General features: G+C 59.9%; 10 protein-coding genes. 8 read left to right on the forward strand and 2 right to left on the reverse strand.

Annotated features, from left to right (window positions below; genetic code table 11):
• Window positions 1-862: 862 nt before the first annotated feature.
• Window positions 863-12097: a calcium-binding protein gene (locus tag ACP146_RS04765; protein ID WP_422365617.1), complete on the forward strand. Its 11235-nt coding sequence runs from the start codon at window positions 863-865 to the stop codon at window positions 12095-12097.
• A gap of 1006 nt (window positions 12098-13103) precedes the next feature.
• Window positions 13104-14375 carry an O-antigen ligase family protein gene (locus ACP146_RS04770; RefSeq protein ID WP_422365618.1) on the forward strand — a complete coding sequence of 424 codons (1272 nt, stop codon included), beginning with the start codon at window positions 13104-13106 and terminating at the stop codon, window positions 14373-14375.
• Between the two features lie 43 nt (window positions 14376-14418).
• Here ACP146_RS04770 and ACP146_RS04775 read toward each other — a convergent pair whose 3' ends face one another.
• A complete protein-coding gene (locus ACP146_RS04775) occupies window positions 14419-15660 on the reverse strand; it encodes a glycosyltransferase family 4 protein (protein ID WP_422365619.1) in 1242 nt (413 codons plus the stop codon).
• Window positions 15579-15869: a hypothetical protein gene (locus tag ACP146_RS04780; RefSeq protein WP_422369620.1), complete on the reverse strand. Its 291-nt coding sequence runs from the start codon at window positions 15867-15869 to the stop codon at window positions 15579-15581. Before ACP146_RS04780 ends, ACP146_RS04775 begins: the two co-directional genes overlap by 82 nt.
• A 221-nt stretch (window positions 15870-16090) precedes the next feature.
• Between ACP146_RS04780 and ACP146_RS04785 the strand changes: the two genes are divergently transcribed.
• From ACP146_RS04785 to ACP146_RS04810, 6 genes are all read left to right on the forward strand, one after another.
• Entirely contained in the window at window positions 16091-17377 is a 1287-nt protein-coding gene (locus ACP146_RS04785) for a nucleotide sugar dehydrogenase (protein ID WP_422365620.1), read from the forward strand.
• A 391-nt stretch (window positions 17378-17768) separates the two neighbouring features.
• Window positions 17769-18392: a winged helix-turn-helix transcriptional regulator gene (locus ACP146_RS04790; RefSeq protein ID WP_422365621.1), complete on the forward strand. Its 624-nt coding sequence runs from the start codon at window positions 17769-17771 to the stop codon at window positions 18390-18392.
• Window positions 18389-18904, forward strand: a complete 516-nt coding sequence (gene nusG, locus ACP146_RS04795) for a transcription termination/antitermination protein NusG (RefSeq protein WP_422365622.1) — start codon at window positions 18389-18391, stop codon at window positions 18902-18904. Before ACP146_RS04790 ends, nusG begins: the two co-directional genes overlap by 4 nt.
• A 119-nt stretch (window positions 18905-19023) precedes the next feature.
• The gene (locus ACP146_RS04800) at window positions 19024-19962 is read left to right on the forward strand and encodes a Gfo/Idh/MocA family oxidoreductase (protein WP_422365623.1); all 939 of its coding nucleotides are present in this window, start codon (window positions 19024-19026) and stop codon (window positions 19960-19962) included.
• Between the two features lie 51 nt (window positions 19963-20013).
• Window positions 20014-20634: a DapH/DapD/GlmU-related protein gene (locus ACP146_RS04805; protein WP_422365624.1), complete on the forward strand. Its 621-nt coding sequence runs from the start codon at window positions 20014-20016 to the stop codon at window positions 20632-20634.
• A complete protein-coding gene (locus ACP146_RS04810) occupies window positions 20631-21761 on the forward strand; it encodes a DegT/DnrJ/EryC1/StrS family aminotransferase (RefSeq protein WP_422365625.1) in 1131 nt (376 codons plus the stop codon). Before ACP146_RS04805 ends, ACP146_RS04810 begins: the two co-directional genes overlap by 4 nt.
• Window position 21762 lies beyond the last annotated feature (1 nt).

Genomic DNA, 21762 nt, shown 5'->3' on the forward strand with positions numbered 1-21762 from the left:
CATCGACGCAGGGCTGAAAGCCGATGTTACTGCATTCCTCAATGCTCAGTACTCAGACGTTGACTGGTGGATTCAAACCAGCAGCTTCGCCACAGGTGAGCATGGTTCCATCTTCTGGTCCGGCAGCTTCGAAGGACAACACCTGGGCCAAGTCGCCGACGCATGGTCTGTGGCGGACAACACCACATACACTTCCCTCGCGACGACACCGGGCGGCTCCCAAGTAGGAGGGTTGCTGGATGGGGTCGATCTGTCAGGTAAAGTTGCCGAGATCAATACCCTAACGCAGGCGTACAGCGACTCTTTGCCGACGCCACTCTCCCAGCAGGACCTGGATCAACTCCGAGCCGACTTAAATGCCTATGCCGATGCGCAGCGAGGTACCCTCGATCGTCAACGTTGGCAAGCCGCTTCGGCGAAATACGCTCAGTCTGCATCTGGGGATGTGACGGTTCTCATCAATACCATTGGTACCAATGATGCTGGAGAGACGGTTGACTTTCGAGACAAAACGATTTTCTGGGACACAGAGCTTGAACACTTGATGGCTAATGATGCCGTTACTAGGATAAATGGTGTCAAAAAGGCAGACCTAGCGAACCTACCTGACAAGGCAGCACGGTTCGCGCTGATACATGATGTATCGATAGATGCGCTGCACATCTACAAGGAGATTGGCGGAGGAACGCTCGCGGATCTCTCCGCCTTTCAAAATACCCCTGACAAACCACAACTGACATCCACGCATCAACTGATGCATGCCGCTGGAGAGTATCGATCCACTCACGACGTTCCTCTCGGCGACCGATCGCACGTTTTACAGATGGGACTGCGTAATGCTAGCGCGGATGCCCTGCCCAGTATGCATACCCGTTTCTTGGGCAATGCTGATGGCGCGGTCAATATGGCCGATGCTTTGGTTTTGGGAGCTGCTGCATGGCTCCTTTACAAATCCAATGATTACGACCTCGAGGCCGCATGGGAAGAAGTAAAGTCTAAGGTTACGGCGGAAGCAGCCACGGAGTTGGTCGTCGGAGCAATCGGTTTCGGGGTCGGCGCAGCAGCCGTGACAACACTGCTTGGCCCGCTTGGTGTGGCTGCTGTCGTTACATTCGGTGCCTATGCAACTTATGACGACTTCCGCACGCTTCTTGATGCCTACCGTGAGGAATATCCGGATTGGGAGTTTCTCGAGTGGTTAGATACGTCGCTTGATGAACTGGAGGCGGAACTTAAGAGCTTCCTTCCGGATCTCAAGCTCGAGTTCCCCGACGTTTACATTGCCGACAAGGAAACCAAGGTCGTTGGTGACGAGAACACCAACCTTCAAATGGGCCGAGAGAATAGTGTGCTCGAAGGCGAGGGTGGCGATGATTACCTTGTCCACTTCGGTTACGGCGAAATGGATGGCGGCGCGGGTGATGACCTGCTAGTCGCGATCTTCCCCGATTATGTCTCCGATGGGGAAGGGGGTTTTTTGCGGCTTGAGATCGATGGTGGTGCCGGTAACGACACCATCATCTCGATCGGCGGTAATGGCCCTATCGTCCACGGTGGTGCGGGGGATGACTGGATCTTCGTCTGGAGCTTCGGTGCCGAGGTTTACGGCGACGAGGGCGCCGACCGGTTTTTCTGGGCGCCGGATATCCTGATTGCCGATGCCGAGGCGCACGATAGTCTCAGTTTCTTCGGCATCACGCTGACCGGCGGCATTGCCTATGGCGGTGAGGAAGCGCAGTGGGCTTTCCAAAGCTTCCTGCCTTTCATTCGCTATGGTCTCAACACCGAAGGCGAACTGGTCATCGACGTCTTTGGCCATCAGATGTTCGTTGCCGACTACAAGGGTGGGCCGGGCGCGGACGAAAACAGTTTGGGTATCTACCTCGCCCGCATCGAATTCGCCTTTTATCAGATTCTTGACGACCGGCCGGCGCTTGAGGCTTCGCCGCTCAGTGAGATCATCGGCGCGCAGCTGAAGGCCATGGGGATTACCCACCCCGACGACCCCCTGGCGCTGGACCTGGATGGCGACGGGCTGGAGTTCACCGGGCTCAAGACCTCCGACACCTATTTCGATCTTGACGGCGATGGTTTTGCCGAGCGCACCGCCTGGCTGCGCTCCGACGACGGCTTTCTGGCGATGGACCGCGACGGCGACGGCGCTATCGGCGACATTGCGGAGCTGTTCGGCGCGCCGGGCGTCTCCGGTTTCTCGGAACTGGCCGAACTGGACAGCAACGGCGACGGCGTCATCGACGCGCTGGACAGTCTGTTTGGCGACCTGCTGGTCTGGCGCGACCTGAATCAGGATGGCGTCAGCAGCAGCGATGAGCTGTTCTCCCTGGCCGACCTGGACATCACCTCGATCAACCTCAATGCGACGGTCATCAATACCGAGACGCCGAGCCAGAACGTCCTGCACGCGGAATCGACCTTCACGCGCGGCGATGGCAGCCAGGGCAATCTCTATGACGTGCTGCTGGACGCCAGCCAGTTCGATACGCAGTACATGGGCGACCCCGGCATCGCCGACTGGGCGGCCCAGGTGCCGGACCTCAAGGGTTACGGCCTGCTGACGGATCTTCAGCTTGCGGTCTCCAACGATTTCGGCGTGGCGGAGACCTTGGCCCAGGTCGGCGCCAATCTCAACGTCGTCGACCTCGACGCTTTGGTGGCCGCGACCGAGCCGCTGCTTTTGGCCTGGAACGCTGCCAACACGGACTCCCAGGAACTGGCCCCGGTCCTCGTACAGACCGATGCCAACGGTGCCCAGTGGCTCGACCACGGCGTCTATCAGGAAGATGCCCAGGGCGGCTATTGGACCCTGGCAAACGGCAATCCGATACTGGACGGCGGTGGGGTGGAGATCCCAAGGGCGACGCTCGAAGATCTCCTCGCGCAAACGACCGGAGCGGACCAGGTCTGGCGGCTGGAGCAGATGTGGTCGCCGGAGCGCAGCACAGCGCCCAGCGACCGGCCCGCAGCGCCCTACAAGGTGTCGGTCGATGCCGCAGGGGTCGTCACCGTCCTCGACTACGGCATTCATCACGAGGATGCCCAGGGCAGCTATTGGACGCTGGCCAGCGGTGCAGACATATTGGACGGCCTGGGCGATCCCATCGCGCGGCCGACGCTGGACGATATCCTGGCGCAGGCGCCGGGTGAGGGCGCTGCCTGGCGGGTCGAGAGTTTTGCGCCCGCCGCGGAAGCCGCTGTTGTCGATTCCTTCGCCGTGTTCTACCTCAATGGCAACGCTGTGGATTACTCGGTCTATGTCGATGATCCCAACGGTGGCTACTGGGCATCGGCCCAGGCGGTTGCCGAGGCGGTCGGGCTCGGCCTTGCGGCGCCGGCCGGCCCCACCCATGCCGATCTGCAGGGCTTCGTCGATCTCTATCTGGTGGAGAACGCCGGCAGCATCACCGGCAGCCAGGTCGTGGAGACGGAAAAGGCCGGCTATGCCATCAAGACCGGCGGCGCGGAACTGAGCGACCTGAATTCTCTGGTGGCCAGCATCGATGGGTCGGGCGACCTCGTCTACGTGCAGAACGTCGAGCAGCAGGCCGAGTTCCTGCAGGAAGTCATGGAGCGCTACGAATTCTGGGGCGAGGCCGTGGCGGTGCGCGTGGCCTCTCAGACCGGACTTTCGTCATTCTTCCAGGGTGTCGTCTATAACGCCGAGACCGATGTTTTCGAAGCGGCGACGGTCCGCGAGCTGATTCCGCTCTACGAGGCGATCTTCGCTGCTGCGCCGGGCGATGCCCAGGGGGCGCTGGACTATCTGCAGGCCTGGCGCGAAATCCTCGACGTCGTCTACGCCGATTTCGAGCAGCACGGCAACGGCGCCATGAGCGCCAGTTTCGTCTTCGCCAATGTGGTGGCGGCCTATGAGAGCACCGGCCTGGCCGCGGGCATCCTGGAGGCGGCGGAGATTCTGGGCGTGCCGACGGAAACGGTGATCCACGACACCACCGACAACGCCGTTGTCGACGGCACCGGCGGGCGGGACATCTTCTATCTCTCCACCGGCGACCAGACCCTGCGCGGCGGCCAGGACAGCGATGTCTATGTGGTCGGCAAGAACTTCGGCAACGACGTCATCGACGAGAGCGAGGCGCCCTTCTCCAACCGCGGACCCGATCTGCTGCGCTTTGCCGACATCGGCTCGACGGAAATCTCGGCGCATCGCGAGGGTATCGACCTGATCCTGACCGTCGATGCGACCGGCGATACGCTGCGAATCAAGCGCCAGTTCGAGGGGCGGGAGCCCGGGCTTTTCGGCGGCGATGCCTCCGACGATACCGGGGTGACCGAGATCGCCTTCGCCGACGGGGTGGTATGGGATCGGGTCGATATCGCCTGGGCCGTTGCCGACCCACAGGCGACCAGCGATCTCATCGAAGGAACGCCGGAGATCGACGTGCTGGACGGCGGTGCCGGCGACGATACCCTGATCGGCGGCGAGGAAAGTGATCTCTACGTCTTCAAGCTGGGTTACGGCAAGGATGTCATCGAGGACAATAATGACAATATCCTGATCGAGCATACCGATGTGGTGCTGTTCGGCGAGGGGATCGAGAAAGACAACGTGACCCTGCAGCGGGACGGTAACTCCGATACCTTGGTCTTTATCGTCGGCGATGGCGGCGACGAGCTGAAGGTCGTCGGCCAGTTCTCGGCGATCTATACGGGCCCCCTCGGCAAGCAATGGCTCGACCGCATCGAGCTCTTCACCTTTGACGACGGCAGCTACTACAGCGCCGAAGACATCATGGTGAAGCTGGTCGCTGACGCCAAGACGGCCGGCGACGATACCATTTATGGTTTTGCCTATGAGGACAACCTGGACGGTGGCCTCGGCAACGACCGTCTCGTCGGGGCTGAAGAAAGCGACACTTACATCTTCGGGGCCGGCTATGGGCACGACACGGTCTTTGAGAACAGTCCGAATATTCTCTCCGGAAACGAGGACCGCGTTGTCTTCAAGGACGGCATCACCGAAGCGGACGTCACCTTCTCCCGTGACGGCAACTCGAGCAACCTGGACATCCTGGTCAATGGAACCACAGACGTCCTGACGATCGAAGAGCAGTTCGCCGCGACCTATACCGGTCCCTTCGGCACGCAGTGGCTGAACCGGATCGAGGAAGTCTTCTTCGACAATGGCTTCTCCTACCGCTGGTACGAGATCATGGAGAAGATGGTTGCCGACGCGAAGACCGGCGGTAACGATACGATCTACGGATTCTCCTATGAGGATACGCTCGACGGCGGTGCGGGCGATGATTTCCTCTCCGGCGGCAATGAAAGCGATATCTATATCTTTGGCCTGGGCTATGGCCAGGACGTCATCCACGACCAGATGACCAACCCCTTGGGTGGCGATCAGGATCAGGTCATTTTCCAGGACGGCCTGACCGCGGCCGACCTTACTTTCTCACGCAGCGGCAACAACCTGATCATCGAGGTGACCGCCACCGGCGAACGCCTGACCATTCAGAGCCAATTCGGCGCCAACAATCTGGGGTCGCGCTTCGATGAGATCGAATCCCTGGTCTTTGGCGATGGCGCGGTCTGGGGCCGCAGCGAGATCCAGCAGCACCTGCTTCAGAGCACGGACGGTGACGATACGCTGACCGGATTTTTCAGCGATGACGTTTTGGACGGCGGCCTCGGCAATGATCTGCTCCTGGGTCAAGACGGCGCCGACACCTATGTTTTCGGCCTCGGCTACGGTGTAGACGTCATTCATGATCAAACCCTGAGCATCTTTGCCAAGGGCCCCGATAAGCTGCAGCTGGGGGAAGGGATCACGACCGCCGATGTGTCGCTAAGCCGCGGCGGCAGCAGCCTTAACGACCTCGTCGTCACCTTGGACGCGACCGGCGAGCAGGTCACTATTCTCGGTCAGTTCGGCACCAACAACCTCGGCAGCCGCCTGGACGAAGTCGAAGAGATTCATTTCGCCGACGGCACGATCTGGACCCGCGGCGACATTCAGGCACAGTTGCTGAATGACGGAGCGACGGCCGGCGACGACACGCTGATCGGCTTCTTCGGCACCGATATCATGGATGGTGGCGCCGGCAACGACTATATGGAGGGCGGCAACGGCGGTGACATCTATGTCTTCGGCACCGGGTCGGGTGTCGATGTCATCTACGACAACGCCTCTTCGATCTTTGCGGACGAGGGTGATCAGGTCGTCTTTACTGATGATATCGCCCCGGAAGATGTCGTTCTCAGTCGTGACGGCAGCAGTCTGATCGTCAACCTGACTGGTTCGGATGATCAGTTGACCATTCAGGGCCAGTTCGGTTGGAACAATCTCGGCAGCCGCCTGCAGGAGATCGAGTCGTTTGCTTTTGCCGACGGCACGGTCTGGAATGCCTGGGACATCCAGCTCATCCTCCTTCAGGGCACCGCCGGCGACGACAACCTGCTGGGCTTCTACAGCTCTGATACCCTCGACGGGGGCGCCGGCAATGACACTCTCGCGGGCGGCGACGGCAGCGATACCTATGTCTTCGATGTCGGTTATGGGCACGACCAGATATCCGAGAGCAGAGTCAGCATCTTCGCCGGAGAGGACGACCGCGTCGTCTTCGGGCCGGGCATCACGCCGGCCGACCTCGCCCTGTCACGCGAAGGCAACGATCTCATCATGACCGTCACGTCGACCGGCGACAGCCTGCGGATTGTCAACGAGTTCTGGGGGTCGGACACGCGGGTTGAGTCCTTCTTCTTCGATGACGGCACGGTTTGGAGTTACGCCGACGTTACCGAGATGATGACCGTGGGTACTACGGGCGACGACGTCATTCCGGGCTTTGACGTTGGCAACCATATCGACGGCCTCGCCGGCAACGATACCCTGCATGGCGGCAGCGGCAATGACACTGTCATTGGTGGCCTGGGCGACGACAGCCTTGTCGGCGGTTTCCACAACGACACCTACATCTACACCCGCGGCGACGGCGATGATGTCATCGTCGAGGAGGAAGCCCGCTGGCACACGCATCCTGGCGGCACCGCGGACAAATTGTTGTTGCACGGCATCGATCCGGCGGCTGTATCCCTTGTTCGTGCCGGCAATGATGTGACCCTGGTAATCGCGGAATCGGCGCCCGGCGCCGGTGATGGCGGATCGATACTGCTGAAGAACAATCTGGACGAGTGGTACAGCCGCGGTGTCGATGAGATCATTTTCGATGACGGCACTGTCTGGACCCGTGGCGAGCTGCGTCTGACAGTTCTGGATCAGGCGCTGAGCCCGGCCGATGATGTGGTCAACGGGTTCAATACCAGCGACAGCATAGACGCAGGAGCGGGCAACGATACGGTCTTCGCCGGGTCCGGCCATGACACGATCATCGGTGGAGCCGGCGACGACAGCCTTGTCGGTGGCTTCCACAACGACACCTACATCTACACCCGTGGCGATGGCAATGACGTTATCGTCGAAGAGGAAGCCCGCTGGCACACGCATCCTGGCGGTACGGCGGATACCCTCATTCTTCAGGGTATTGATCCGGCAGAGATCTCTTTTGTGCGCAACGGCAATCACATCACTCTGGTGATTGCCGAATCCGCACCGGGCGCCGGGGATGCCGGATCCATCGAACTGAGGAACAACCTCAACGAATGGTACAACCGTGGCATCGATCAGATCACCTTCGACGACGGCACGGTTTGGACGAGAGCCGATCTGCGGGCGCTTTGGCTTGAGCAGGCGCCTACTGAAGGGAATGATCTGATCCAGGCCTTTACGTCGTCGGACTCCATCGCAGCAGGAGGTGGGGACGATACGGTTTTCGCCGACAGCGGAAACGACACGGTCGATGCGGGTGACGGCAACGATACGGTCAATGGGGGCAGCGGCAACGATTCCATCATCGGCGGTGGCGGAGATGATTATCTGACCGGCAGCCACGATCAGGATACCGTCTACGGCGGCGCCGGCGACGATGCCCTCTTCGGGGGCAACGGCGACGATCAGCTATTCGGCGGCGACGGGAATGATACCCTGCGCGGCGACAACGGCGTCGACACATTCGATGGCGGTGCCGGCATCGATACCATCGATTACAGCACCAGCAGTTCGGGTCTGGTAATCGATCTCACGACCGGTGATGTCAGCGGCCTGGAGAGTTTCGTCAACATTGAGAACGTAATTGCCGGTTCCGGAAACGACACCGTCTTCGGTGACGCCGGAGCCAACCACCTAGCAGGTGGCGGCGGCGACGACTCGCTAGTTGGTGGCGCCGGGAACGATACTTTCAGCGGTGGCGGTGGGGTCGACAGTTTTGTGGGTGGTGCCGGTGTCGACACCGCGGACTATAACGAGTCCACGAGTGATTTCGTTGCGGACTTGGATAGCGATACACTGACAACATCTGTCGGGACCGTGGAACTTCTGGTCGAGATCGAGAACGTTCTTGGATCGACCGGCGAGAACGCGCTCTACGGCGACGCTGCGGGTAATCTGTTGGACGGTTATCTCGGCGACGATACCCTGATAGGGCGCGGCGGCGACGACACCTTGTTGGGTGGCGGCGGCAGTGACGACTTTATCTACGATATCGGGGATGGGAATGATCTGATCACCGAAGTCGCTGGTGAGAGCGTCGGCGACCGCCTTGTCTTTGGCGCCGGCGTCGCTCAGGGAGATGTCAGCTATGCCTTCGGCGTAGACCAGAGCGAGCTTCTTGTCTCACTGGCGGGCGGTGGCACGATCATCCTTCAGCAGCAGTTCGCCGGTGATCAGACCGGTGTCGACAGCATCCAGTTTGCGGATGGCACCAGCATTTCGACGCTCGACATCTATGATGAGCTGACCAATGTGGCGCCTCTGGTCGACCAGGGAATAGCTGACGTTGCGATCGACGAAGACGCTCCTCTTAATCTGGCGATTGCTGCCGATGCTTTCTCCGACGCCAACCTTCGTAATACGCTGACCTACACTGCACAACTGGCTTCCGGTATGGCCTTGCCTGCCTGGTTGTTGTTCGATGGCACAGCTTTTGCCGGTACGCCTCTCAATGCCGACGTCGGGTCTTTGGATATCGAAGTGACCGCGACCGATGACTTCGGTCAAAGTGCAACCACGCAGTTCACCCTTACGGTGGCGAACACCAATGACGCCCCAACGGTTGGGGACAGCCTGTCGACAGTTGAGATTGAGGTGGGAGGCTCCCTGGCGGCCGCGATACCGGATGCAGCCTTCACCGATGTAGACGTCGGCGACCAGTTGACCGTAACCGCAACCCTTGCGGATGGTTCGCCCCTGCCGGCTTGGCTCCAATTCGACGGCGCGACTTTTACGGGGATGCCGGGCGATTCCGATGTCGGATTTGTTGCGCTCACGATACAGGCCACCGACCTGGCGGGAGAATCGGTCAGCCAGAACATGCAGATCAACGTGCTGCCCAGTGGCGGATTTGCGCTGGTTCTGGGCACGCCCGGTGATGACGACCTTTCCGGCACTGTGGCTGACGAACTGATTGTCGGTGGGTTGGGTGATGACACGCTTTCCGGCGGTGAAGGCAACGATGTCTATCTGTATAAAACTGGTGAAGGGACTGACTTGCTCCAGAATGCCCAGGGCCGCGGGATTTACGACCTCGATGTTCTCCGGTTTGGCGAGGGAATTGCTGTTGCTGACGTCTCACTTGCCCAAAGTGGTGATGATCTCCTGCTCTCACTTGCGGGTGGCGGCCAGGTTCTCGTGGAGGACTACTATCACCGTGGCCAGTTGTCGGGGATCGAGTGGTTCGATGGCACGACGCTTTCTTATACCGACGTATTGGCACAGACACTTGGCGGCACCGCTGGCGACGACAGTCTCGTAGGCGACAGTTCCAATGAAGTCATGGCCGGCGGTGTAGGGAACGATACGATCAAATCCTCGACGGGCGCCGATGTCCTGATTGGCGGCGCCGGCAACGACTATATGGAGGGGTGGTGGCACGCCGACATCTACGTCTACAACCTGGGTGACGGCGACGACACGATCTACGAATACAGCAGTTCCACCCAGTATTCCCGCCACCTGGGCGACAAGCTGGTGCTGGGGCCGGGTATTGCGGTTGGCGACATCATCGTCACCCGCGACGCTGCAGACTGGGAGGATGTGACCATCAGCTTCCAGGGCGCGGCGGGCTCGATCCTGTTGAACGAGCAGTTCGGCGACAATCGCTTTGGCGTGGAGGAGATCGTCTTCGCCGACGGTACGATCTGGAACCAGTCGCAGCTTGCGCATCTGGGCTACGCCCAGGCGATGACCGCCGGCGACGACTACATCTTCGGCATCCATGAGAACGACACCATCAACGGCGGCGAGGGGAACGACAGTCTTTACGGCTGGTTGGGTGCGGATAGCCTGACCGGTGGTGCCGGCAACGACTATCTGGAAGGCAGTTGGCACGCCGATACCTATATCTACAATCTGGGTGACGGCGACGACACGATCTACGAGTACAGCAGTTCCACCCAGTATTCCCGCCACCTGGGCGACAAGCTGGTGCTGGGGCCGGGCATTGCGGTTGGCGACATCATCGTCACCCGCGACGCTGCAGACTGGGAGGATGTGACCATCAGCTTCCAGGGTGCAGCGGGCTCGATCCTGCTGAATGAACAGTTCGGCGACAATCGCTTTGGCGTGGAGGAGATCGTCTTCGCCGACGGTACGATCTGGAACCAGTCCCAGCTTGCCCATATCGGCTATGCCCAGGCGATGACCGCCGGGGACGACTACATCTTCGGCATTCAACAGAACGACACCATCAACGGCGGTGAGGGCAACGACAGTCTTTATGGCTGGTTGGGTGCGGACAGCCTGACGGGCGGTGCCGGCAACGACTACCTGGAAGGCAGTTGGCACGCCGACATCTACGTCTACAACCTGGGTGACGGTGACGACACGATCTACGAGTACAGCAGTTCCACCCAGTATTCCCGCCACCTGGGCGACAAGCTGGTGCTGGGGCCGGGTATTGCGGTTGGCGACATCATCGTCACCCGCGACGATGCAGACTGGGAGGATGTGACCATCAGCTTCCAGGGCGCGGCGGGCTCGATCCTGTTGAACGAACAGTTCGGCGACAATCGCTTTGGCGTGGAGGAGATCGTCTTCGCTGACGGTGCGATCTGGGACCAATCCCAGCTTGCCCATGTCGGCTACGCCCAGGCGATGACTGCCGGGGATGACTACATCTTCGGCATTCAACAGAACGACACCATCAACGGCGGTGAGGGCAACGACAGTCTTTACGGCTGGTTGGGTGCGGACAGCCTGATCGGCGGTGCCGGCAACGATTACCTGGAAGGCAGCTGGCACGCCGATACCTACGTCTACAACCTGGGTGACGGCGACGACACGATCTACGAATACAGCAGTTCCACCCAGTATTCCCGCCACCTGGGCGACAAGTTGATTCTCGGATCTGATTTTGCGCCGCGTGATGCGATGTTCGCCAAAGGTGAGGTTGATGCCCTTGATGTGACGATCACCTTCGGCGATTCACCAGGGTCAATCCTTCTCGATAACCAACTGGGCGATAGCCGTTACGGACTGGAAACGATTGAATTGAATGATGGCACGATCTGGACCAAGGCGCAGATTGCCGGGATGGTTTCTTCCAGTGGCGACGATACGGTCACGGGCACAGTTGGGGAAAACTATCTAAATGGTCAGGCAGGTCGGGACTTGATCATCGGCAATGAAGGGGACGACATCCTTCTTGGCGGACTGGGTGACGACACGCTGATTGGTGGCCTTGGCAGCGATACGCTTGAAGGCGGCGATGGCGCCGATACCTTCGTCTATCAAGATCTCCTCGACGCCGGCGACGTGATCGATGGTTTCGATGCCACGGGCCCGGATCTCATCGACATTGATGCACTGTTGGACAGCCTTGGCGTTGCCGACGCCGAGCGCAGCGCCAGATTGGATATCCAACAAGCCGGCAGCGACCAAGATGCTGTGATCTCCCTGGATAGCGATGGTGATCTCGTTTTTGAAACGGTGCTCGCCACCGTTACGAACGTCACGGGCAGTTTGGACAATGGCGACGTGGATCTCGGTACCCTTGTTTGAGCGATGGGACGTTCTGACAATCCAAGTCCTGAAGTCATTCGCAAACTGAACAGGCTGTGGTTATGGTTTGGCTGATACTTGACATCGTTAGACCAGTTCTATCGGCGAATGTTGGTCTTAATAATCGAAAGTCCTGGGCTTCAGCTATTGCGACGGGAAAGCCATAAGGTCGGGAAAGCCGTACAAGGGCGGTTGCGTGCCCTCGAATTGAACCTGCAGTCAGACCTCACAGCGTTACATCCAGGCGAAGGGGTTATCGGTGAGCTTGCACTCCTGACCGGATCTGGCTGATCGCTTAGGTATTGGATTATGGTCCTCACCTCGGAGGTTGAGTCTGGTTGATGCCGAAGTTCTCGTTCTTCAAGTCCATGGGCCGTTGGACAGATCATTGGATCGATCGAAGGCTGCCAGCGTAGACCTTTTCCCAGTGCTACAAAGACTGCTACAAATTGCTCATTGAGTAAGTCAGTAATGCATTGTTTTTAAATGTTTTTTTGACGTCAGCTGTAAATCCTCTAGAGGACGCCGATTAATTCAAGTGGTTCACTTCCAACGCCCGAAGTGGCCTGATGATTCAGGGTGTTTTTGGGAGTACGATTGTTTGGGATATCCCATTTGCCGGATATGAGGTGAAACGCTGTAGAGGTTTGCCAAGGCGGTGGCTTTCGGGGATGCCTCTCCAGAGGAGGATAGATCCTATCTGCCGCAGCGGTCCGTCGCCGGCTTTCCGCCACCGATGAGAGCTCTCGGCCTTATCTGCAACCGCGAAAAACGCTGTTCCTTAGCATTTGTCTCTGTGATAAAAGCCTCTCGGTTATGACGTTTCGCGTCCTCATCCAGTCGCAAACTTCAACCTATCGGAATTCAGCTTAATCAGGTGGCGGAGTGTCGGCCAATCGGTCTCCGGCAGGGCGGCCTGGACGGGACACGCTTCCAACATCATGAAGATCGCGGTCACCCCATTATCTTGCGGTAGATGACCAAACCCTGCGCTGGACGGAACGTAGTGACAAACGCCTCGGAAGCCCTTTCCAACAACCCACAACGCGCCAACCGTCTCAGCATCATCCTGATGCTCTTTGCTCTGCTGCTGGCCCCGCTCAGCCTGCTGGCGGCCAAGGCGGTGGTGCCGCTGGTGTTCGCCGCTGCGCTGGCGGGCGGCCTGGTGCTCGGCACTTCGGCTTTGCCCTGGCGTGTGATCGACCGCCGTCTGGCCGGCGCGCTCGCCCTTTTCATTGCCTGGTGTCTGGTAGCCGCCTGGTGGAGCTTTCATCCGGCGGATGCCGCCACGCTCGCGCTCCGGGTAGGCGTGCTGCTGTTGGTGTTGCTCTATCTCGCGGGCTTGGTGCGGTTGCTCGATGACCGCCAGCGCAAACGCGTGGTGCATGGGCTCTGTCTCGGATTTGCCGTGGCGGCCTCTATCGTCTTGATCGACCTGCTGTTCGGCATGCCCATTTTCGGCCTGCTGAAGGGCACGGCTGGCGGCGGGAACACCAATTGGCAACTGAATCGGGGCGTTTCCGCCTTGGCCATTCTTGTCTGGCCGCTCGCCGCTTTTGCCTGGCGACAGGGATGGCATGCCGCCGCGCTGCTGCTGCCATCGGCATTCTTCGCCTTGACGCTTCTGTCCGATTCCTCCTCCTCCATGATTGCCCTGGGGGCTGCTCTTCTGGCGACCGCAGTGGCTTGCTTCGGCCGCGCTGCCGCGCGTTTGGTGCTTGCAGCCGCTGTCGTCGGCACCCTGCTCGCTGCCCCGCTGGCCGTGGATCTGATCCCGCGGGCTGGTTTGGATCAGGACGAGATGTTGCCGCGGAACGCTCTCCACCGCCTGCACATCTGGGAAGTCGTCAGCGATCGCATCGGCGAACGCCCGGTCCTCGGCTGGGGATTCGATGCCTCGCCCGACCTGCCAACGGCCGGCGTCGAGCCCTTTGCACCCGGCGTAAAAATCATCCCTTCCCATCCACACAATGGCGCGCTGCAGATCATGGTGGAGACCGGGGCCGTCGGCATCTTGTTTGCCGTGGCCGTTCTGGTCCTGATCGCCCGGCGGATCGATCGCTTGGGGTCACCGGCAATGGTCTTTGCGGTTGCGATGTTCGTTACCGTTCTGGGGATCGCCAGCATTGCCTACGGGCTCTGGCAGAGCCATTGGCTAGCTTTGGCCGGCGCCGCCGCAGCGGTCTTTGTCGCTGTCCTGCCTGCACCGGGGCCGAAGGAGGCCGGTCAGATGACTGCCCAACTGCTTGGCAGTGATGGCCGCACCACAGAGCCCTGACAGACAGTGCGCTCCTTCCTGTAAGCTTTACTGATGCACCGCATCAACCACGGGACATTTCAATTTCGCGGTTCGTCTGAAGATCGTCATCAAGCCCCATAACAAATATCATCTTCTCGTTTATTGCTTTGATATCAAAGCGCTCTTCGGCGAGCCGGCGGCTGCTCTGGCCCATGACGGAAACCTGCTGCGGGTTCTCGACGAAATACAGCATCGCTGTTACAAGGGCGTCGACGTCACGCGGAGGAACAAGGACACCGTTCTGACCGGAGATGACGGTTTCTCTGCAGCCAGGCGCATCCGTTGTTATTATCGGGCGCCCGGCGGCGAGAGCTTCCTGGGTGCTGCGTGGAACACCCTCACGATAGGAGGGGAGTACGAAGACGCTGGTTTGTGCCAGCCAGGGCCGCACATCCACGTGACCCTGCCATTCCACCGCACCCTCGGCCACCCAGGAAGCCACCTCTGTTTCTCCGATGGCGGAGGGGTTGGAGTCTATTCCTCCAAGAAGAAGGAAGCGCACTTTGGGGTGTTTCGCCTTGATCCGGCGCGCAGCAGAGACGTACTCACGCACGCCCTTTTCCGCCAAGAGTCTTGCCGTTAACGCAAAGGTCACCGGCAGGCCGGGCAAATCCATCAAGGGCCAGGCAACGAGATCGACTCCGGTCCCGTTGACTCGAACGACCTTATCAGGCGCGACCATGTGCCGGGCAACAAGCTCATTGGCATCATCCGGGTTCTGTACAAAAACCACATCGGCTTTGTGCAGGGCTATACGGTAAAGTTGGCGCGCTGCTGTTTGCACGACCCGGTCTCTGAGCGTTTTGCTCTCGGAAGACACGTATCCCAGCCCCGTTACCAGCGCAAATCGCCGGGGCACACGCGCCATCGCAGCGGCAAGCAAGCCGTAGATGACCGGTTTGACAGCGATGCCCAGAAAAACATCCGGATTAAGTCGGCGCATCGTCTGATAGAGTCTGACAATATCTCGGAGGTCCGTAAGCGGGTTCATCCCCGTACGTGACAAAGAGATATCGACGGGTGTGACGCCAATTGCAGACAATTCAGCCCGCGTTTCCGCATCGAAGTCTGGGGCCATCGCTGAAATCTCGTGGCCGCAGGCCTTCATTGCCTGCATCAAAGGGCTGCGAAAGTTGATCAAATAGCGGGCGTGGGCCCCGACAATAGCGATGTGCAAGCATGTCATCGTGCCGCGCCCCCGCTCAGATCCATCCAGTTTTCGTTGGGCCGGACTGAACTTGATGTGGTGAGTCTTGTCAAGCAATGGCCGCCTCGGCGCCCTCTGTGGTTGTCTTCCAGGCGCCCAGCATCGTCTGCACCGCGGCCGTTGCGGCACTGAATTTCAATGATCTTCGGAGTTCCGGGGCCGCAGTTCGCCAGGCGATGCTTTTGGTCGGGTGCGATGAAGGTGGACTGACCGGGTTTCAATTCGCAGACCTCGGCAGGGGAATGCGAGGTCTTCCAACCGTCGATTTAGACCTTGCTGATCGCCAAATCTCTTATTACCAATGCCCGGCTTGGCTCGGCTTAGCGCCGATCCGAGCGACGCGCGGCAAGTGACGTCGAGCGGAGCTTAGCGACGTCAAATCAGCGCATGAGTGCTACATCAGCGCTGGCGCGCTGGTTTTGTTTTCTGCGGCGCAGTCAGAGCAGCAGACAGAGATCCTCCTTTTTGCGCCCTGGAGACGCAGTCTATGAAGAGTGATGAGAGAATTGCCGTCATTGGCCTCGGGTATGTCGGCCTTCCCCTGGCCGTCGCCCTTTCCGGTCGGTTTAAGGATGTCGTTGGCTTCGACGTAGACAGCAAGCGCGTAGAAGCGGTCGCAAACAACGACGACTGGACAGGCGAGATCGCACCAGAGGTCTTGGAGAGCGCCAGCCTGGTCGTATCCGACGATCCAGAATGCCTGCGCGACCGGACCTTCTATGCGATCACGGTACCGACGCCGGTGGACCAGAACCACCGTCCGGACCTGGGTGCGGTCAAGAGCGCCTGCCGCACCGTCGCCGGCTATCTGACCCCCGGGGCCATCGTCGCCCTGGAGTCCACGGTCTACCCGGGCGTCACAGAGGACGTCTGCGGGCCGCTCCTCGCCGAGGTTTCGGGCCTTACCTGCGGCAAGGATTTCAAGCTCGCCTACTCCCCCGAGCGCATCAATCCTGGTGACCGCGAGCACGTATTGGAGCGCATTGTGAAGGTTGTCTCTGGCCAGGACAGAGAATCGCTCGACCGGGTCGCGAAAATCTATGGCGCGATCACCTCTGCCGGTGTGCACTGCGCCGGTTCCATCAAGGTGGCCGAGGCAGCCAAGGTGATCGAGAACACCCAGCGCGACCTCAACATCGCTCTCATGAACGAGCTGGCCATCATCTTTGAGCGCATGTCGATTCCAACACGCGATGTCCTCGCTGCTGCCGGCACAAAATGGAACTTTCTGCCCTTCTCCCCCGGTCTTGTCGGCGGGCACTGCATCGGCGTCGACCCTTACTATCTCACCGCCAAGGCGGAGGAGGTCGGCTACACGCCTGAGGTCATCCTTTCCGGTCGGCGGATCAACGACAGCATGGGCACTTTCATTGCCGGGCGGGTGGTGAAGATGCTGGGTCAGGAAAGGCGTCTGAACGGCGCGGTGAAGGTTGGTATCCTGGGCCTGGCCTTCAAGGAGAACGTCCGCGACCTGCGTAACAGCCGGGTTCCCGACATCATCACCGAGCTTCGCGAGTACGGCATTGAGGCTGTGGTCTATGACCCCTTGGTCGACAAAGACGAAGCCCGCGAGGAGTTTGGTATCGAGTTGGCCGGAGAAGAGGTAATGACCAATCTCGATGCACTGGTGCTCTGCGTGCCTCATCGCGCCATAATGGAAAGTAAGGATCCACGGCCCGTCGATCGATTGGCCAAGGGGGGCATACTGGTGGACGTGAAGTCGGCCTTGGATCCTTCCGACCTTCCTCCGTCGATCCGCTACTGGAGCCTCTAAGCCGCTGTGCTGCCGAGGAGTTGGTCCCATCAGCGGCCTCTGGCTTTGGAACATCGGATTTACCGCGTGTTGCCGGTCCAGAACTTGAGCCCGGAACAGGTCACCCTTTTTGCGGCCCGGATTTGCGAGCTGCTACACGGCGTGATCAGGACGGCAGGGATGGGCTCGAACCCTCTTTCAGGTTAAGTCATTATGGTTCCTACATATTTTCGTTCAACATGGGCATTTTTTAATATTCACGACGTGAACAAAGTCTTTGACATTCATGCCGTGAACAAACTATACGGTTGGTGTGGTAGCTCAACCTTTGAAATGGCGGCAAGGGGCCATCCTCCAGTTGGGTCCAGGGGAAAACATGGCGAGTTCTGACATCTCGGAAGAGCAGCGACAGATGACGGCGAGCATAACACTGGGTGTGCTTAACGCCGTCGAAGGCGACCGCGCCGTAACCCAGCGGCGTATCGCCGCCGATCTCGGCATCGCCGTCGGCCTGGTCAATGCCTACCTCAAACGCTGCGTCAACAAGGGACTGATCAAAGTCCAACAGGTGCCAAAACGGCGTTACGCCTATTATCTCACCCCTAAGGGTTTTGCCGAGAAATCGCGTCTTACAGCCAGCTATCTGCTCAATTCCTTCGACTTCTTCCGTCAGGCGCGCGCCTCTTGCGAGCAGAAGCTGGGCGAGGCGGCGGCCAATGGCTGGAAGTCGCTGATCCTGGTCGGGCGGAGCGACATGGCTGAGATCGCGTTGGTCTGTGCGCTGCACCATCCGCTGCGCTTGGTGGCGGTGGTCGATGAGGGTGCCGCTGGGCAGGAGAGCTTCGCGTACCTGCCGCTGGTGCCGAGAATCGGCGCCGTGACCGAACCTTTCGACGGCGTGTTAATCACGGATATCGCGGATGCCCAGAAGGCATATGACGTTGCGGTGGCCGAGCTTGGGGCTGACAGGGTGCTGGTGCCGCATCTTCTCGCCCAGGCCATCGCGAGGCCCAGACAGAGCGACGATGAAGTATGATGAGGGGCGACGACATCCGCTGGCACGCGGTGCAGACCAAACCTGGCCAGGAAAACAAGGCCGCTTTCAACCTGCGCCGTCAGGGCTATGGTGTTTACTTGCCCAAGTATGCCTGCTTGCGCCGCCACGCGCGCAAGACGGAAAGGGTGGAACGTCCGATTTTTTCCGGCTATCTCTTCGTCGCCTTCGATGCTGGCCGCCAGGGCTGGCACTGCATCAATTCGACCCTTGGCGTTGCCCGGCTGGTTGCCGCGGCGGATAAGCCCGTCGCGGTGCCTCATGCCGTGATCCAGGCGCTGCGCGATCGCGAAGGCGAGGATGGTTGCGTCCGTCTCGAGCCGCAGCGTCATCTGAAGAGCGGCGACAAGGTGCGCGTTACCGAGGGCGCGTTCGAGAGCTTTCTCGGACTCTACGAGGGCTTGACGGCGAGCGAGCGCGCGATCGTCCTCATCGACTTTCTGGGGCGCAAGGTGCGCACCCTGTTTGATCCGGAGGCCCTGGCTGCCGCCTGAAGGGCGTGGCGCCGGCTGACGAAAAGGAATTGCAGCTCCGGGAGGCGAATCCGCCGTCACCCGGAGTGCGGTAGCGTGGGCTAAGTGATCTGAAGTGCGGAAAAAGGATTGTTCCCCTAGTGACCAACTTTGCACTTATCGGTGCCGCCGGCTATGTCGCGCCCCGTCATATGAAAGCCATGCGCGCCGTGGGCGGCACGCTGAAAGCTGCGGTTGATCCCAATGATTCTGTCGGCATCATGGACAGCCATTTTCCAGATGCCCACTTTTTCACCGAGTTCGAGCGCTTTGACCGCTATATCGATAAGCAGCGCCGCAGCGGCGAGTGCATCGACTATGTTAGCGTCTGCTCACCCAACTACCTGCATGATGCCCATGTGCGTTTTGCCCTGCGCTCTGACAGCGACGCCATCTGCGAGAAGCCGCTGGTGCTTAATCCGTGGAATGTCGACGGGCTGGCCGAAATCGAATCCAGCACCGGGCGGCGGATCAACACCATCCTCCAATTGCGCCTTCATCCTGCGATTATTGCCCTGAAACAAAAGGTGCATGGGTCCGACCGGCGCCACTCGGTGGATCTCTCTTATGTGGCTTCGCGAGGGCGCTGGTATCACCAATCCTGGAAAGGCGATGACAAAAAATCCGGGGGTGTTGGCACCAACATCGGTGTGCATTTCTTCGACATGCTCAACTTCGTTTTCGGCACCGTTACCGATAGCGCTCTTCATCTGAGGAATGAGCGCCAGATGTCCGGTTTTCTGCAGTGCGAGAAAGCCGATATCCGCTGGTTCCTCTCCGTCGACCGCAACGACCTGCCTGCCGGCATTGACAGTGGTCGGTCAACCTATCGCGCGGTTACCGTCGATGGTGAGAACGTGGAGTTTTCAGATGGCTTCACCGATCTTCACACAGCGAGCTACGAGGCGATCGTTGCCGGCAATGGCTTCGGCCTGGAAGACGTGCGCCCGTCGATAGAGATGGTGTCGGCCATGCGCACAGCCGACGTCGAACTGGGACGGGGCGAGCAGCATCCGATGACCCGGCAGGCCGCGGAGTGAGTGCAAGGATACAGGGATGCGCGTCTTGTCGCGTCGTGGCCGAGCCACCTATTGGCATGGAAGAGTATTGTTCGCTTTGAAGAACTTGAACGCTTGATGGGATTACCAGAAGTCAGTATCCACCCTACCGCGATTGTCGACGAAGGAGCCCGTATCGGACCCGGCAGCCGTGTTTGGCACTGGGTTCACGTTTGCGGCGGCGCCGTTATTGGCGAAAACTGTTCACTGGGGCAGAACGTATTCGTTGGAAACAGGGTGACCATCGGCAACCGAGTCAAGATCCAGAACAATGTGTCGATTTACGATGACATAGTCTTGGAAGACGGTGTGTTCTGCGGCCCGTCCTGTGTGTTCACCAACGTCATCAATCCGCGCGCCGAGATCGAGCGCAAGAGCGAATATAAGCCCACAACCGTGGAGCGGGGGGCAACAATCGGCGCCAATGCAACGATTGTTTGTGGCAACAGGCTGGGCGCTTATTGCTTTGTCGCGGCGGGTGCCGTGGTGACCAGGGATGTTCCGGCCTTTGCTCTCATGGCGGGGTTGCCCGCCAGACGGATCGGCTGGATGAGCAAAGCCGGCGATCGCCTGGGCGATGATCTGGTCTGCTCCATAGACGGCAGTCGCTATCGGTTGACCGGCCCCGAGACTCTGGAAGAGATTTCTGGATGATCGACACTTCCATTGCCTTCATCGATCTGGCCGCTCAGCAACGCCGCCTGGGTACGCGGCTCGACCAGGCCATCGGGCGGGTGCTGGCCCATGGCGCCTATATCCTGGGCCCCGAAGTGGCGGAACTGGAGGGGCAACTGGCTGCCTTCTGCAATGCCGCCCATTGTGTAACCTGCGCCAACGGCACTGACGCCTTGCAACTGGTGATGATGGCCGAAGGCGTGGGGCCGGGTGAAGCCGTCTTCGTGCCCGCCTTCACCTTCGTCGCCACGACCGAGGTGGTGCCGCCGACCGGTGCCACGCCCCTGTTTGTCGACGTGGGTGAGGATAACTTCAACATGGACCCGGCAAGCCTGGAGGCCGGCATCTTGGAAGCCAGGCGCCTGGGCCTGACCCCGCGCATGGTCATCGCTGTCGATCTGTTCGGCCATCCGGCCGACTACGATGCCATCCGGGATATCTGCACACGCGAAGGCATGACCCTGGTGGACGACGCCGCCCAAAGCTTCGGTGCCGCCTATAAGGGTCGACGGATCGGTGCTTTGGCGGACTACACGACGACCAGCTTCTTTCCGGCCAAGCCGTTGGGCTGCTACGGCGACGGCGGCGCGGTATTCACAGAGGACTCTGTCAAGGCGGGTCTGCTGCGCAGCCTGCGCTTCCACGGCAAGGGCGGCGACAAGTACGACAATGTGCGGATCGGCCTGAACTCCCGCCTCGACACCCTCCAGGCGGCCATACTGATCGAAAAGCTTGCAATCTTTGAAGACGAACTGGCCGCCCGCCAGACGGTGGCTGCGCGTTACGCCGCCGCCCTGCAAGGTCTGAACACAGTGACGGCGCCCCGTGTAGACGAGGGCTGCACCTCGACCTGGGCGCAATACACCCTGCTGGTCCGCGGTCGGGACGCCTTGGCCGCGGCCTGCAAAGCCAAGGGCGTGCCGACGGCGGTCTATTACCCGATTCCGCTGAACCGCCAAACCGGCTACGCCATGCATCCGACAGTGCCCGGCGGCGTGCCAGTTGCGGATCGGCTGGCGGCCCAGGTTCTCAGTCTACCCATGCATCCCTATCTGGACAGAGACCAGATTGCGATGATCACAGACGCGGTGCGGGCGGCGGCCTAAG

This window comes from Pelagibius sp., from assembly GCF_965249265.1.
GTDB lineage: Bacteria > Pseudomonadota > Alphaproteobacteria > Kiloniellales > Kiloniellaceae > Pelagibius.